17 protein-coding genes and 1 other annotated feature (1 of these 18 running past the window's edge) are annotated in these 16,019 nt (G+C 36.9%); of the genes, 16 read left to right on the forward strand and 1 reads right to left on the reverse strand.

The genetic code is table 11. The annotated features are described in order from the left end of the window. The first annotated feature begins 45 nt into the window (after positions 1 to 45). The 15 genes from hemW (at position 46) to era (ending at position 14,291) form a co-directional block, all read left to right on the forward strand. Entirely contained in the window at positions 46 to 1,203 is a 1,158-nt protein-coding gene (gene hemW, locus AC4PG8_RS01055) for a radical SAM family heme chaperone HemW (protein ID WP_194322235.1), read from the forward strand. A 146-nt stretch (positions 1,204 to 1,349) separates the two neighbouring features. Next, the gene (hrcA, locus tag AC4PG8_RS01060; RefSeq protein WP_003721983.1) at positions 1,350 to 2,387 is read left to right on the forward strand and encodes a heat-inducible transcriptional repressor HrcA; all 1,038 of its coding nucleotides are present in this window, start codon (positions 1,350 to 1,352) and stop codon (positions 2,385 to 2,387) included. A gap of 41 nt (positions 2,388 to 2,428) precedes the next feature. Next, a complete protein-coding gene (gene grpE, locus AC4PG8_RS01065; RefSeq protein WP_033533023.1) occupies positions 2,429 to 3,004 on the forward strand; it encodes a nucleotide exchange factor GrpE in 576 nt (191 codons plus the stop codon). 33 nt (positions 3,005 to 3,037) lie between these two features. Beyond that, entirely contained in the window at positions 3,038 to 4,879 is a 1,842-nt protein-coding gene (dnaK, locus tag AC4PG8_RS01070) for a molecular chaperone DnaK (RefSeq protein ID WP_033533024.1), read from the forward strand. 141 nt (positions 4,880 to 5,020) lie between these two features. Continuing rightward, the gene (gene dnaJ, locus AC4PG8_RS01075) at positions 5,021 to 6,151 is read left to right on the forward strand and encodes a molecular chaperone DnaJ (protein ID WP_003766918.1); all 1,131 of its coding nucleotides are present in this window, start codon (positions 5,021 to 5,023) and stop codon (positions 6,149 to 6,151) included. A 72-nt stretch (positions 6,152 to 6,223) separates the two neighbouring features. After that, positions 6,224 to 7,168 (forward strand): 50S ribosomal protein L11 methyltransferase, encoded by a 945-nt coding sequence (prmA, locus tag AC4PG8_RS01080; RefSeq protein ID WP_070753082.1) that lies wholly within the window; start codon positions 6,224 to 6,226, stop codon positions 7,166 to 7,168. Further along, the gene (locus AC4PG8_RS01085; protein WP_185539894.1) at positions 7,169 to 7,936 is read left to right on the forward strand and encodes a 16S rRNA (uracil(1498)-N(3))-methyltransferase; all 768 of its coding nucleotides are present in this window, start codon (positions 7,169 to 7,171) and stop codon (positions 7,934 to 7,936) included. 197 nt (positions 7,937 to 8,133) lie between these two features. Then, on the forward strand, positions 8,134 to 8,307 hold the full coding sequence (gene rpsU / locus AC4PG8_RS01090) for a 30S ribosomal protein S21 (protein WP_003719762.1): 174 nt from the start codon (positions 8,134 to 8,136) through the stop codon (positions 8,305 to 8,307). 19 nt (positions 8,308 to 8,326) lie between these two features. After that, on the forward strand, positions 8,327 to 8,773 hold the full coding sequence (locus tag AC4PG8_RS01095) for a GatB/YqeY domain-containing protein (protein WP_003736634.1): 447 nt from the start codon (positions 8,327 to 8,329) through the stop codon (positions 8,771 to 8,773). Positions 8,774 to 8,962: 189 nt separating this feature from the next. After that, positions 8,963 to 9,922: a PhoH family protein gene (locus AC4PG8_RS01100; RefSeq protein ID WP_070023823.1), complete on the forward strand. Its 960-nt coding sequence runs from the start codon at positions 8,963 to 8,965 to the stop codon at positions 9,920 to 9,922. A gap of 15 nt (positions 9,923 to 9,937) precedes the next feature. After that, a complete protein-coding gene (locus AC4PG8_RS01105; protein WP_045554172.1) occupies positions 9,938 to 12,094 on the forward strand; it encodes an HD family phosphohydrolase in 2,157 nt (718 codons plus the stop codon). A gap of 16 nt (positions 12,095 to 12,110) precedes the next feature. Then, a complete protein-coding gene (ybeY, locus tag AC4PG8_RS01110) occupies positions 12,111 to 12,596 on the forward strand; it encodes an rRNA maturation RNase YbeY (RefSeq protein ID WP_003762298.1) in 486 nt (161 codons plus the stop codon). After that, complete coding sequence (locus AC4PG8_RS01115; RefSeq protein ID WP_160463838.1) at positions 12,574 to 12,969, forward strand: diacylglycerol kinase family protein; 396 nt, start codon at positions 12,574 to 12,576, stop codon at positions 12,967 to 12,969. Before ybeY ends, AC4PG8_RS01115 begins: the two co-directional genes overlap by 23 nt. 24 nt (positions 12,970 to 12,993) lie before the next feature. Then, positions 12,994 to 13,389: a cytidine deaminase gene (locus AC4PG8_RS01120; protein ID WP_003762294.1), complete on the forward strand. Its 396-nt coding sequence runs from the start codon at positions 12,994 to 12,996 to the stop codon at positions 13,387 to 13,389. After that, positions 13,386 to 14,291 carry a GTPase Era gene (gene era, locus AC4PG8_RS01125; protein WP_003762292.1) on the forward strand — a complete coding sequence of 302 codons (906 nt, stop codon included), beginning with the start codon at positions 13,386 to 13,388 and terminating at the stop codon, positions 14,289 to 14,291. The genes AC4PG8_RS01120 and era overlap by 4 nt, the downstream gene beginning before the upstream one ends. Before the next feature lie 46 nt (positions 14,292 to 14,337). On the opposite strand, the gene AC4PG8_RS01130 is transcribed toward era, so the two are convergent. After that, positions 14,338 to 14,955, reverse strand: a complete 618-nt coding sequence (locus tag AC4PG8_RS01130; RefSeq protein WP_160463839.1) for a DUF4352 domain-containing protein — start codon at positions 14,953 to 14,955, stop codon at positions 14,338 to 14,340. 137 nt (positions 14,956 to 15,092) lie between these two features. On the opposite strand from AC4PG8_RS01130, the gene recO reads away from it, so the two are divergent. Further along, positions 15,093 to 15,860 carry a DNA repair protein RecO gene (recO, locus tag AC4PG8_RS01135; protein ID WP_160463840.1) on the forward strand — a complete coding sequence of 256 codons (768 nt, stop codon included), beginning with the start codon at positions 15,093 to 15,095 and terminating at the stop codon, positions 15,858 to 15,860. Between the two features lie 40 nt (positions 15,861 to 15,900). Then, positions 15,901 to 16,019: a binding site (T-box leader), on the forward strand; it runs 55 nt beyond the window's last position.

Below are 16,019 nucleotides of genomic sequence, written 5' to 3' on the forward strand. Positions count from 1 at the left end.
CTAGTGGACAACGAAGCAAATTTTAAGTGCAAGGAATTGATAAAAATGATAAATACGAATCTATCGAGTAATGAAAGTTCAGCGGTATATATCCATATTCCGTTTTGCGAACACATTTGCTATTACTGCGATTTTAATAAAGTATTCTTAGAAGGACAACCAGTCGATGAATACGTAGATTTACTAATAAAAGAAATGGAAATGACTGCTGCAAAAGGTCCCATCGCTCCGGTTGACACGGTTTTTGTGGGCGGCGGAACACCTACGACCTTAAATGAGGCGCAAATTGCAAGACTTTGCACAGCTATCCAAGAAATTTTACCACTCAAAAATGAAATTGAGTTTTCCTTTGAAGCAAATCCAGGAGATCTTTCTATATCCAAATTACAAGCGATGCAAGATTATGGTGTCAATCGCATTAGTATGGGTGTTCAAAGTTTCAATAACGAGCTTCTTAAAAAAATTGGTCGCATTCATACCGTGAAAGATGTATACCAATCTGTTGAAAACATGCGCAAAGTTGGTTTTGAAAATGTAAGTATTGATTTGATTTTTAGTTTGCCAGGTCAAACAGAGGCTGACTTTAAAGACACTTTAAAACAAGCACTTGATTTAGACTTACCTCACTATTCAGCATACTCACTAATTATTGAACCAAAAACGATTTTTTACAACCTTATGCAAAAAGGAAAACTATTCCTACCTGGCCAAGATGCCGAAGCAAACATGTATGATTTATTACTAACAGAAATGGAAAAACACGGTCGGAAACAATATGAGATTAGTAATTTCGCGAAAGAAGGCTTTCAAAGCAAACACAATATTACTTACTGGAGCAATGAGCATTATTACGGGTTTGGCGCCGGAGCACATGGATATGTCGGCAACACCCGTTATAGCAATTTTGGTCCAATAAAAAAATACATGGAACCATTACAAGAAAATAAACTTCCTACATTCCAACAAAAAGAACTTACTTTAAAAGAAAAAATGGAAGAAGAAATGTTTTTAGGCCTTAGAAAAGTAGACGGAGTTAATAAAATTCACTTCAAGCAAAAATTCGGTCAAGATTTAGATACGACTTTTGCGCATGCTATTCAAAAAACTACTGCAAAAGGCTGGCTTGAAAATAACGAAGAAAATGTGGCACTTACAAGAAGCGGAAGATTTTTAGGAAATAATGTTTTTCAAGAATTTCTCTAAAACCGCATCATTTGACCTTTTTTGACCAAACAATCCTACTTTAGTCTGAAATCGAGTGTTTTCGGTTGACTAAGCTAGAATTGTTTGGTAAATTTATACTTGTATTTAGCACTTGACGTTATTGAGTGCTAAAAGAGGTGATAGATATGTTAACAGAAAGACAACTTCTGATTTTCCGTGCCATCATCGATCATTTCACTTGGACTATTCAGCCGGTTGGATCGAAAAATTTGCTGAAAGAAAAAAGTTTGCCTTATAGTTCAGCGACTATCCGTAATGAGATGGGTGTCCTTGAAGAATACGGTTTTATTGAAAAAACACATTCTTCGTCCGGACGTGTTCCTTCTGAGAAAGGGTATCGCTTCTATGTCGATTATTTGCTCCAGCCCAAGAAGCTAGACAAATCCGACAGACAAATGATTCGTTCTTTCTTTTCAGAGAATTATTACGAAATGGAAGGACTCATCCAAAATTCAGCATTAATGTTATCCGATTTAACCAATTACACGTCCATCTTGCTTGGTCCAGAAGCAACGAAAAATCATTTAAGTGGCTTTAGATTTGTACCAATAAATAATTTCCAGGCAATGCTCATTTTAATTACCGATCAAGGGCATGTTGATAACCATCTTGTGACAATACCCGAGGGCACAACGCTTTCTGATATTGAACGAATGGTCAACATTTTAAACGAACGGTTAGTTGGGCTTTCACTGGATGATTTAAAAGTACAAATACCAATGGAAGTAAAAGAACTACTTGGAAAGCATGTTAGAAACTATGAAAGCTTTATGCATGTCTTTTCTGATTCTTTTGCCCAGGCCAGCCAGCAAAAAGTGTATTTTGGCGGAAAAACGAACATCTTAAATCAACCAGAATTTCATGATATTAATAAAGTCCGTGAGATGCTCCATTTGATGGAAGAAGAACAAGATGTATATGAGTTGTTTAGGGATATTCCCGACGGCCTACAAGTTAAAATTGGCCGTGAAAACAATAATAGTCTAATGGAAGATTGTAGTATCATTACAGCAACATACAATATTGCTGGCGAACGTGTTGGCGGTATTGTGCTCCTAGGTCCAACAAGAATGGAATATAGCAGAATGATGGGCTTAGTTGATGTAATGAGTCGAGATTTAACCGATGTGTTAACCAAACTTTATCGTGATAACCAAAATTAGGAAGGCTGAAAAAGCATAAGTTTTTTCAGGAGGTGGCTACAGTGTCTGAGAAAAAGAACAAAAAAGAAAAACTAGCTGAGGAAATCGAACAAGAAGAATTAAATAGTTTAGATGAATCAGAAGAAACAGTGGAAGAAGAAGCGACAGAAGAAACTTTAACAGAAGAACAAGCCAAAATTTTAGAGCTTGAAAACAAACTAGATGAAGTTGAAAATCGTTATCTTCGCATGCAAGCGGATTTTGAAAATGTCAAAAAAAGACATATTGCTGACCGCGATGCTAGCCAAAAATACCGTTCGCAAAGCCTAGCGCAAGATTTACTTCCTGCACTAGATAGTTTTGAAAAAGCTCTTGCAACGACTTCTGATCAAGAAGAAGTGAAACAAATTCTAAAAGGAATGGAAATGGTATACAACCAAATTCTTGTTGCTTTTGAAAAAGAAGGTATTGAGGTTATTCCGGCTGTCGGCGAACAATTTGACCCGAACTTCCATCAAGCCGTGATGCAAGATAGTGATGAAAATGCAGGTAGTAATGAAATCACTGCTGAACTTCAAAAAGGTTATAAATTAAAAGACCGGGTTATTCGCCCATCGATGGTAAAAGTGAATCAATAAAAAATAATTACTGAATAACAGGAGGAAATAACAATGAGTAAAATTATCGGAATTGACTTAGGAACAACAAACTCTGCAGTAGCAGTATTAGAAGGCGGAGAAGCTAAAATTATCCCTAACCCAGAAGGCGCACGTACAACACCTTCTGTAGTTGGTTTCAAAAACGGCGAACGCCAAGTTGGTGAAGTAGCGAAACGTGCTGCTATTACAAACCCAAATACAATTAGTTCTATTAAACGTCACATGGGTACTAACTATAAAGAAACAATCGAAGGAAAAGATTACTCACCACAAGAAATCAGTGCAATCATTTTACAATATCTAAAAAGCTATGCAGAAGACTACCTTGGTGAAACTGTAGATAAAGCTGTTATTACAGTTCCAGCTTACTTCAACGATGCACAACGTCAAGCAACAAAAGATGCTGGTAAAATCGCTGGTCTTGAAGTAGAACGTATTATCAACGAACCAACAGCAGCAGCTCTTGCTTACGGTATGGATAAAACAGAAACAGACCAAACAATTCTAGTATTTGACCTTGGTGGCGGTACTTTTGACGTATCTATCCTTGAATTAGGTGACGGCGTATTTGAAGTACACTCAACTGCTGGTGATAACGAATTAGGTGGAGATGACTTCGATAAAAAAATCATCGACTACCTAGTAGCAGAATTCAAAAAAGACAATGGTATTGACTTAAGCCAAGATAAAATGGCGCTTCAACGTTTGAAAGATGCAGCTGAAAAAGCGAAAAAAGATCTTTCTGGCGTAACAAGCACACAAATCTCCTTACCATTTATCACAGCTGGAGAAGCTGGTCCACTTCACTTAGAAGTAACCCTTACTCGTGCTAAATTTGATGAATTAACACATGACTTAGTTGAACGTACTATTGCGCCAACTCGTCAAGCATTAAAAGATGCAAACCTATCTGCAAGCGATATTGACCAAGTAATCTTAGTTGGTGGATCTACTCGTATCCCTGCAGTTCAAGAAACAATCAAAAAAGAATTAGGCAAAGAACCTCATAAAGGTGTAAACCCGGATGAAGTTGTAGCAATGGGTGCTGCAATTCAAGGTGGCGTAATCACTGGTGATGTAAAAGACGTTGTACTACTTGACGTAACTCCATTATCCCTTGGTATTGAAACAATGGGTGGCGTTATGACTACACTTATCGAACGTAATACAACTATCCCAACATCTAAATCACAAACTTTCTCTACAGCAGCTGATAACCAACCAGCAGTAGATATTCATGTACTTCAAGGTGAACGTCCAATGGCAAAAGACAACAAAACATTAGGTCGTTTCCAATTAGCGGATATTCCACCAGCACCACGCGGAATTCCACAAATCGAAGTATCTTTTGACATCGATAAAAATGGTATCGTAACAGTTCGTGCAAAAGATCTTGGAACTGGTAAAGAACAAAACATCGTTATTAAATCTTCTTCTGGCCTAACTGATGAAGAAATTGAAAAAATGGTTCAAGACGCAGAAGCTAATGCTGAAGAAGATAAAAAGAACAAAGAAAACGCTGAACTTCGCAACAATGCAGACCAATTAGTATTCACTGTCGATAAAACTTTGAAAGAACTAGAAGGCAAAGTTGAAGAAGAAGAAGTGAAAAAAGCAGAAGCAGCTCGTGATGAACTACAAGAAGCTCTTAAAGGTGAAGATTTCGAAGCTATCAAAGAAAAAACAGACAGCTTAAACGAAATCGTTCAAAACCTATCTGTTAAATTATACGAACAAGCTGCAGCAGAACAACAAGCAGCAGGTGGCGCAGAAGGTCAAGAAGCTCCTCAAAATGACGATGTAGTAGATGCTGAATTTGAAGAAGTAAATGACGACGACAAAGAAAACAAATAATCTTTTTAAAGGTAAGGATAATGAGTCAAAGTCTACTGTGGCTTTGGCTTTTTATCTGAAATAAAGTTTTTACAACATCTCTTTCAAATGTTACAATACGTTAGGACTATAAAAATCTATCATGGACAGGAGTGATGGCGGATGGCAAAACGAGATTACTATGAAGTGCTTGGTATTTCCAAAAGCGCCTCAGCGGACGAAATAAAAAAAGCTTACCGGAAACTGTCCAAACAGTATCATCCGGACATAAATAAAGAAGCAGGCGCTGATGAAAAATTTAAAGAAATATCAGAGGCTTATGAAGCATTAAGTGACCCACAAAAACGTGCGCAATATGATCAATATGGACACGTAGATCCAAACCAAGGCTTCGGCGGCGGTGCTGGTGGCGGTTTTAGCGGCGGGGGATTCTCTGGATTTGAAGACATCTTTGACACATTCTTCGGTGGCGGAGGACGCCAACAAGACCCTAACGCACCAAGACAAGGTAGCGATTTACAATATACGATGCGCCTTAAATTCAAAGAAGCTATTTTTGGTAAAGATGCGGAAATCGAAATTCCTCGCGAAGAAAACTGTGATACTTGTCACGGCTCTGGCGCAAAACCTGGAACTACACCAGAAAAATGTAGCCATTGTGGAGGTAAAGGTTCTATTAACGTGGAACAAAATACCCCATTCGGTCGCGTAGTCAATAAACGCACATGTCAATACTGTAATGGTACTGGTAAAGAAATCAAAGAAAAATGTCCAACTTGTCACGGTAAAGGCCGCGTGACTAAAACGAAAAAAATCAAAGTGAAAGTTCCGGCTGGTGTGAATGACGGACAACAAATGCGCGTATCTGGCGAAGGAGAAGCTGGTATTAACGGCGGACCAAACGGCGATTTATATGTTGTATTTGTTGTGATTCCAGATGAGTTTTTCGAACGAGAAGCTGACGACATTTATGTAGAAGTGCCAATCACGTTCGTACAAGCTACCCTAGGTGACGAAATCGATGTACCAACTGTGCACGGTAAAGTTCGCCTCAAAATCCCTAGTGGTACACAAACAGGGACAACCTTCCGCTTACGAGGTAAAGGTGTTCCGCATCTTCGTGGAAACGGAACAGGTGATCAACATGTAATCGTCAAAGTAATCGTTCCGAAAAAACTAGATGATAAACAAAAAGAAATCTTACGAGAATTTGCTTCCACTACTGGAGACAAAGTAGACGAACAAACATCTGGATTTTTTGACAAAATGAAACGAGCTTTTAAAGGCGATTGATGAACGTAGAGGTCGATAGTTGTGCGAGAAGCAACCATCGACCTTTTCTACATACTAAAGGAGTGTTGAAAAATGGAATGGTCAGAAGTAGAAGTCCATACAACAAACGAAGCAGTGGAGCCAGTTGCAAATGTTTTAACGGAGTTCGGGGCAGCGGGAGTTTCTATTGAAGATGTAGCAGACTTTTTACGCGAACGAGAAGACAAATTCGGTGAAATTTATGCATTAAAACGAGAAGATTATCCAGAAGATGGCGTTATCATCAAAGCTTACTTCTTAAAAACCACGGAATTTGTCGAGCAAATCCCAGAAATCGAAAAAACTTTGAAGAACCTTACAACCTTTGATATTCCTCTTGGTAAATTTCAATTTGTTGTGAACGATGTAGACGATGAAGAATGGGCAACTGCTTGGAAAAAATACTATCATCCTGTTCAAATCACAGACCGTATTACGATTGTACCAAGTTGGGAATCTTATACACCATCTGCTAACGAAATAATCATTGAGCTAGATCCAGGAATGGCTTTCGGTACTGGGACACATCCGACAACACAACTTTGTATCCGCGCGCTAAGTGATTATTTACAACCAGGTGATGAACTCATTGACGTTGGCACGGGTTCCGGTGTGTTAAGTATCGCTAGCGCCAAACTTGGAGCAAAATCCATTTTAGCAACAGACCTCGACGAAATTGCTACTCGCGCTGCAGAAGAAAATATTCGTTTAAATAAAACAGAAAATATCATTACCGTAAAGCAAAATAATCTCCTTCAAGATATTAATAAATCCGATGTAGATATTGTCGTAGCCAACATTTTAGCAGAAGTTATTTTGCTTTTCCCGGAAGATGTTTATAAAGCACTTAAACCAGGCGGAATTTTCATTGCTTCAGGAATTATTGAAGACAAAGCCAAAGTAGTAGAAGAAGCGCTGAAAAACGCTGGGCTTATCATCGAAAAAATCGAGCAACAAGGGGACTGGGTTGCGATCATTTCCAAACGAGGAGTGGAATAAATGCAACGTTATTTTGTAACTTATGAGCTAGAAAACGATAACGATACCCTAAGCATTACAGGAGAAAATTTTCATCATATTGCACGTGTTATGCGGATGAAAGAATCCGACCAAGTATTCATTGTTTTTCCGAGCAAAAAAACATGTATCGCGGCTATTACGGCAATAAATGAGGAAGAGGTATTGTTAAATCTAGTAAAATGGCTAGAAGAAGATACTGAATTGCCTATTGAAATCACTATTGCAAGCGGCCTACCGAAAGGCGACAAACTAGAACTCATCATTCAAAAAAGTACAGAACTAGGTGCACACAAATTCATTCCCTATAAAGCCGAACGTTCTGTGGTGAAATGGGATGATAAAAAAGTCATCAAAAAAATCGAGCGCCTTCAAAAAATTGCGCAAGAAGCAGCTGAACAATCGCACCGAACTGTCATTCCAGAAGTTCATTATGCTGCTAGTTTCAAAGAATTAATGTTTGACCATGTTCATTATGACTATGTTATTGCCGCCTATGAAGAGAGTGCCCGAGAAGGTGAGGATAGTGCGCTTGCTAGTTTATTTCAAACAATGAAGCCTGGTGAGTCTGTTTTGTGTATTTTTGGACCAGAAGGCGGCATTAGTGAAAAAGAGCTGTTGCTTCTTCAAGAAGTAAATGCCAAACTTGCCGGACTCGGCCCAAGAATTTTAAGAACAGAAACTGCTCCGCTCTATGTATTATCAGCTGCTTCATTCTATTTTGACCTTTACAAAAATAAAAATCGTTAACATTTCAAAGTTTTATGCGAAAGTTAACGATTTCATGTTGACGATGCCCAATGTTTCGTATATAATTTTTAATGAGTGAATGCTTATCTGCATTACTTCAGAATAATTCATAATTTATTTTCCGTTATGTCCTATTCTGGAACTTAAATGAAGGATTTAAGTGAGTGCATGTAAGTGCCGGAGGGAGGGAAAGAGAGATGTCAAAAACAGTAGTTCGTAAAAACGAATCGCTTGAAGATGCTCTTCGTCGCTTTAAACGTACTGTTTCCAAAAGTGGAACTTTGCAAGAATCCAGAAAGCGCGAATTTTATGAAAAACCAAGCGTAAAACGTAAGAAAAAATCCGAAGCAGCAAGAAAACGCAAATTCTAATTAAAAGGCGATGATTTCGTTGACACTGCTTGACAAGTTAAATGAAGATATGAAGCAAGCGATGCGCGATAAAGAAAAAGAAAAACTTTCCGTTATTCGCATGTTAAAAGCAGCTTTACAAAACGAAGCAATTCACCAAGGTGTGAAAGATCTTACTCCGGATGATGAAGTAACCGTGATTTCCCGCGAACTCAAACAACGCAGAGATTCTCTAGCCGAGTTTGACAAAGCAGGACGTAGCGACCTTTCTGATAAAGTCCGTTCCGAGATTGTCATTGTTGAGGACTATGCTCCTAAACAATTGACTCCTGAAGAGCTTGAGAACATTGTGAAAGCAACTATCGAAGAAGTTGGCGCATCTAGTAAAGCTGATTTCGGCAAAGTAATGTCCGCAATTATGCCTAAAGTAAAAGGCAAAGCTGACGGCGGTGCTGTTAACCAATTCGTAAAAAAATATCTTTCATAAACTAATTCAAACTAGTTTTGAAAACATTAAAAAACAGGGTTTCTTCATATTTTATGAAGGAAATCCTGTTTTTTTTATACATACATTTGGAAGAAATTAAAGCTATCCATCGCTTCGTTTTTCAAGCAAGGGAATTTCGTGTATAATATAACTAATCAAGGCACTTATAACAGGTGAAGGGGTTAGCCAATGCTAAATGAATTTAATGAAGTAGTCGAATTATCGGATGACACAAACATCCAAGATTTATTCGGCAATAATAATAAGAATATCGAACTTTTAGAAGAATTGCTTCAAGTAAAAATTATTACGCGGGGAGAAGCACTTTCTATCACTGGAGAAGAAGAAGCTGTCCAGCACACTATTGCTGTTTTAAACGAACTTATCTTAACTGTAAAACGCGGCATTCATATTGATGGCCGTGATATAGCTCAAGCAGTAAAAATGCAAAGAAATGGCACACTCATATATTTCCATACTCTTTTTGAAGAAGAAATCACTAAAAACGCCAAAGGAACACCTATTAGACCTAAAACATTTGGCCAAAGAACTTACATTCAAATGATAAAAAAACATGATATCGTTTTTGGTGTCGGACCAGCAGGAACAGGAAAAACCTATCTTGCCGTTGTAATGGCAGTAGACGCATGGAAAAAAGGAAAAGTTAGCAAAATCATTTTGACTAGACCGGCCGTTGAAGCAGGTGAAAGCTTAGGTTTTCTACCAGGTGACTTAAAAGAAAAAGTAGATCCTTATTTACGACCTGTATACGACGCGCTATACGATATTTTTGGTACAGAGCATACAACAAGATTAATGGATCGCGGCGTTATTGAGATAGCTCCTCTGGCTTATATGAGGGGACGTACACTGGATCATGCTTTTGTTATCCTAGATGAGGCGCAAAACACTACCATTGCTCAAATGAAAATGTTTTTAACACGTCTTGGTTATGACTCTAAAATGATTGTCAACGGTGATATGACACAAATTGATTTACCAAAAGGTGCAACTAGTGGTCTTGTTAACGCGGAACAAGTTTTAAAAGATGTTAAAGACATTGGTTTTGTTTACTTTGAACACCATGATGTAGTAAGACATCCTTTAGTAGCTGAAATTATTAAAGCGTACGAAGGGAAACAAAATTAGAAAGGAGACAAAGATGTGAAGCTAGCCAAGAAATGGAAAGATTGGTACATCGAAAGTGGAAAAAAATACCTTTTCCCACTTCTCCTTATTTGTTTTGCTGTCGTAGCGTATTTCCTTGTCTGCCAAATGACAAAACCGGAATCGTATAATGTAAAGCTATTTCAAGTAGCTGAAAAAACGATTCGATCACCACAGACTGTTGAAGATACGGAGAAAACAAAAGAAGAACGGACTAAGGCAAGTAATGCTGTAGAAGATGTGTATGTTTACAACCGTGAAACAGGACAAAATCGAGTAGCATTAATTCAAAGTCTATTCGCTTATGTAATTGAAGTGAATTCTGAAGCAGAAGAAAATGATAAGAAAAATAAAGAAAAAGCAGCAAAAGATAAAGAACCAGCCCCAGCACCAACTACAACAGAAACTAAATTAAAAAACTTAAAAAGCAAATTATCAAGCAATGTATCTGAAAAAATTACTTCGAATATATCAGATGAAGTTTTTACTACTTTAATTGAGGCTGATAGCAAAGATTTTAATGTAATGGAAGACGTTATTACAACCGAAGTAGCGAAAACAATGGAAAATAAAATCCGTGATGAAAATCTCAATGCCGCAAAGATAAGAGCACGAGATGACATCGAATTGTCTGCTATATCTTCTTATTACAAAAACGTATCCAAAGTGCTTGTCTCATACGCAATTGTCCCAAATGAAATTTATAATGAAGAACAAACTGATGAACGGCGCAAAGAAGCTGCCCAATCTGTGGTTCCAGTGAAAATTTTACAAGGTCAAGTAATCGTGCAAGAAGGGCAAATTGTAGACCGAGAGACCTATCGTCAGTTAAACATGCTACATCTATTAGATCAAAAAATGCCAGTCAAACAATATGCTGGCTTTGCCGTTTTTATTATTGCACTTGCAGCACTTCTATTCTTATATACAAAAAAACAAACCATTTCAAAAGCAAAAAAAATGCAAACGATGTTGATTTTTTCTTCTGTATATGTCGTTTCTTTATTCATGTTAATGATTATTTTGTTTTTAGAAAATCAGAATATATCTAATATCGCCTTTTTATTCCCAGCAGCATTTGCACCGATGATACTTAAAATCTTACTGAATGAGAAGTATGCCTTTTTAAGTGTGCTATATATTGCTGTAACTAGTTTGTTTGCATTTCAAAATGATTCAACTAGTGGAATTGCGATTTTCATTTTATTAAGTGGAATTACGAGTGTAGTAGCTTTACGGGATTATAGTCGACGTTCTGCCATCATGTTTTCAGGCTTTATGGTAGGTTTAATCAATATGGTATATGTCTTGATTTTATTGTTAGTTAATAATAGTACGCTACTTCAAGTGTCTACTTTAATGGCAATTGGTTATGCCTTTTTAGGGGGATTTGGTGCATTTATTCTCGGTGTCGGAGTTATTCCACTCTTTGAAACTATTTTTGGTTTATTAACTACGAGCCGATTAGTAGAACTAGCGAATCCGAATCATCCACTGCTCAAGAAAATATTAATGAAAGCTCCAGGAACTTATCACCACAGCATGATGGTTGCGAATTTAGCTGAAGCATGTGCGGATAAAATTGGAGCAAATAGTTTACTTGTCCGCGTTGGTTGTTTTTATCATGATATTGGTAAAACATTACGTCCGCCGTATTTTGTGGAGAACCAATTACAAGGAATCAACCCGCATGATAGGCTGACACCAGAGCAAAGTCGTGATATAATTCTTTCGCATACTAAAGACGGGGCGGAAATATTAAAAGAAAATCATATGCCTCAACCGATTATTGACATTGCTTTACAACATCATGGGACAACGTTACTTAAATACTTTTATTATAAAGCTAAAGAAACAAACCCGGATGTAAAAGAAGCAGATTTCCGTTATAGTGGGCCAAAACCTCAAACAAAAGAAATTGCGATAATCAATATTTCTGATAGTGTGGAAGCGGCTGTTCGTTCTTCCTCAGAACCTACAATGGCCAAAATAACAGAAATTATCGATGGAATTATTAAAGATCGTTTCCTAGATGGGCAATTTACTGAATGCGATATTACCATCAAAGAAATTAAAATTATTCGTGACACTCTAATTGCCACATTGAACGGAATATATCATCAACGAATTCAATATCCTGATGACAAAGATTGAAATAGGAGGACAAAAGATGACGGTCTTAGAAATAGACTTACTGGATGAAACAAATAATTTACCAGATGAAGATAAACAGCTAGTTGAAAACATTCTGCAATTTGCAGCCGGTTATTTAAAAATCGAGGAAGGCACTGAACTCTCTCTTACATTTACGACAAACGAAGGCATTCAAGAGATAAATCGAGAGTATCGCAATAAAGACCAAGCAACAGATGTTATTTCGTTTGCGCTAGAAGAAATGGGCGACGGCGAAACAGAAATTGACTGGGGAGATTTTGACCTCGAGACTCCACGAATGCTCGGTGATATTATCATTTCAACTGAAAAAGCAGAAGAACAAGCGAAAGATTACGGACATACAAAAGCAAGAGAATTAGGTTTTCTAGCAGTTCACGGATTACTGCATTTGCTTGGTTATGATCATATGGAGCCTGACGAGGAAAAAGTAATGTTTGGCTTACAAAAAGAAGTGTTGGATGCTTATGGACTCGAAAGATAGAAAGTATAAACGTAGTAAAAACTATGCAGAGTCCTTTCAGCACGCTTTTACCGGACTGAAAACTGCTTTTTTAGAAGAACGAAATATGAGGTTTCATACATTTGCGGCACTTGCGGTAGTTATTTGTGGCTTTTTCTTTCATGTGACTAGATCTGAATGGATTTTATTAATTCTATCTATTTTTGGTGTATTAACGTTAGAAATGGTCAATACAGCAATTGAAAGAGCCGTGGATGTTGCAACAGAGCAATACATTGATGAAGCGAAAAAAGCAAAAGATGTTGCTGCTGGTGCGGTTTTACTTGCGGCAGTCGTGGCAAGTTTTATCGGACTAATTATATTCATACCATACTTTTGTCAGATGTTTTTATAAAAAGAAGGGATTGTGACTTGGTAAATGAAAGAAAATAATTTTATCTCACTCGCTAAACAAGCAAGAGAATTTGCGTATGTTCCTTACTCGAAATTTCCAGTTGGAGCAGCTCTTGTAACGAAAGATGATGAAGTCGTGTTAGGTTGTAATATCGAAAATGCTTCTTTCGGCTTAACAAACTGTGCTGAACGGACAGCAATTTTCAAAGCTGTATCTGAAGGAAAAAGAGATTTTAAACAATTAGTTGTAGTAGCAGATACAGAGGGACCTGTATCGCCTTGCGGGGCATGCAGACAAGTTATTAGTGAATTTTGTGCGCCAGATATGCCAGTAATTTTAACAAACTTAACAGGAAAAACAGCGACGGTAACTGTGAAAGACCTTTTACCAGGCGCATTCACATCGGAGGATATGTTATGAGTGAACCATTTAAATCAGGATTTGTCGCTATAGTTGGGCGACCGAACGTTGGTAAATCAACTTTATTAAACCATATTATTGGTCAAAAAATTGCGATTATGAGTGATAAAGCGCAAACAACTAGAAATAAAGTTCAAGGCGTATTTACAACAGACGAATCACAAATTATTTTCATCGATACACCAGGAATACATAAACCAAAACATAAATTAGGCGACTTTATGGTAAAAATCGCCTTAAACACATTTCAAGAAGTAGACTTGATTTATTTTGTTATCGACGCTTCCACCGGTTTTGGCCGCGGGGATGAATTTATCATTGAAAAGCTTAAAAACGTCCAAACGCCTGTATTTCTTTTAATTAATAAAATTGACTTAATTTCCCCAGAAGATTTAATAAAACTTATTGAACAGTACCGGGAACTTATGGATTTTGAAGAAATAATTCCGATTTCTGCGCTCGAGGGAAACAATGTTCCTAATTTATTAGAACAAACGAATGCTAACCTTGAAATCGGCCCAATGTATTATCCAAAAGATCAAATTACCGATCATCCAGAACGCTTTATTATTTCTGAACTAATTCGTGAGCAAGTTTTACAATTAACGCGTGAAGAAGTACCGCATTCTGTTGCTGTAGTTATTGAAGGCATTGAAAAAAATCCTAAAACAGAAAAACTAACTATTAATGCAACTATTATTGTGGAGAGAAGTACACAAAAAGGCATTATTATTGGTAAACAAGGCCAAATGCTTAAGCAAATTGGTATGCGAGCAAGGAAAGAAATTGAAAGTTTGCTCGGTTCCAAAGTATTCTTAGAAATTTGGGTAAAAGTTCAAAAAAATTGGCGTGACAAAGAACATTATTTACATGATTATGGTTTTGATCGCGAAGAATATTAATAAAAAAGCATCTGGCACACAAATTTGTGCACCAGATGCTTTTTATTTATTCAGTCCAGCTATAATTGTCATACTCTATACTATACGGACCAAAATTATATACTTCATAATAAAGTGTTAACTCTTTTGTTTCGCCTGGCTGAACATCCCCATTGAAACTATCTTCGGTAATTTGTTGTCCATAATCTTCCGCTGCATCATCGTACAGCGAGACATCCTCTGAATAAAACGGAAGAGGGTCAGTACCCGTATTTTCAAATTTCACTTTGACTTTATAAATATCATAACCATCATTCTTTTGAGACACTTCAGGTTTATAAACAGTTATAGTGCTGTCATTTTCTAAAACAACAGGCTCACCATAATCTACATCCGTATAATCATTATAATAATCTTCGTCGTAGCTTTCTGCATAATCATTAGTATAAACATCGGTACCACTACCACCGTAAAAAGAAAATGGATTATTAAAGCCTTGAAGTAAACTAACTGTTGCTAAGTTTAACCCAGCTAACAATACATAAAAACCAATACCAAATGATAATCCAGCGACAATAATGCCGGCCCATCTTTCCTTTCTAACAATAAGCAAAATAATTCCCACAACTACACCTATGAATGTGAGTATAAACAAGCTGATCAATAATATAAGTAACATATCCATAGAATAAAAAATCCTTTCTTTCTTGCCTTTTTCTCTATTTTACAATAGCAAGTCGCGGAAAGATAGTAAAAAATATAAAAAGACACAATCGTTTAGAAAATGTTATAATAAAAAGAATGAAAAAGGAGGGTTGCCACATGGAAAAATGCGAAGGAATCGTGATACGACAGACGAGTTATCGTGAATCAGATAAAATAGTCCGCATGTATACGCGTGAATTTGGAAAAATTGGTGTGGTTGCTCGTGGCGCAAAAAAAACCAAAAGTAGATTAGCTGCTGTAACACAATTATTTACAAATGGATACTTCACTTTTTTTGGAGGAAACGGGCTTGGTACGCTTCAACAAGGAGAAGTTATCGAAAATTTTTCTTCCATTCAACAAGATATTTTTATGACGGCTTATGCCACTTATGTATGCGAGTTATTGGATAAAGCAACCGAAGAACGCCAGCCAAATCCATATTTATATGAGCTAACTTTTCAAATTTTACGTGACATTGATGAAGGATATGATCCGCAAATTCTAACCCAAATTTATGAAATGAAAATGTTACCTGTGTTAGGACTTTACCCAACTATGGATAAATGCGCTATTTGCGGGGAGACGACAGGACATTTTGATTTTTCAACAAGAAGTAACGGAATTATTTGCCATCGCTGCTTTGATAAAGACCGCTACCGGATGCATTTACCGGAAAATGTAGTAAAACTTTTAAGGCTATTTTTTATATTTCAATTAGACCGATTAGGCAATATTGATGTGAAACAAGAAACAAAAGAATGGCTCCAAAAAGCTATTGATACTTATTACGACGAATATTCTGGTTTATATTTAAAAAGCAGGAAATTTTTACGTGATATGAATAAATGGGAAAATATGTTAAAAAAAGATAGCGATGATTGACTTTTTCGCAAAAATACAGTATCTTTTAATATATCAACTAATAGGTACATTGAAGGAAAATAGTAACAAAAAGCTCTATTTTTAGCGAGTTCGGGTGTGGTGTGAGCCGGATATTTAACTTTTTGTGAAGGCGTTCTGGAGTACAGCGAAATCAAGGTG

It is taken from the genome of Listeria sp. MAN/IMW/UF555, assembly GCF_058684075.1.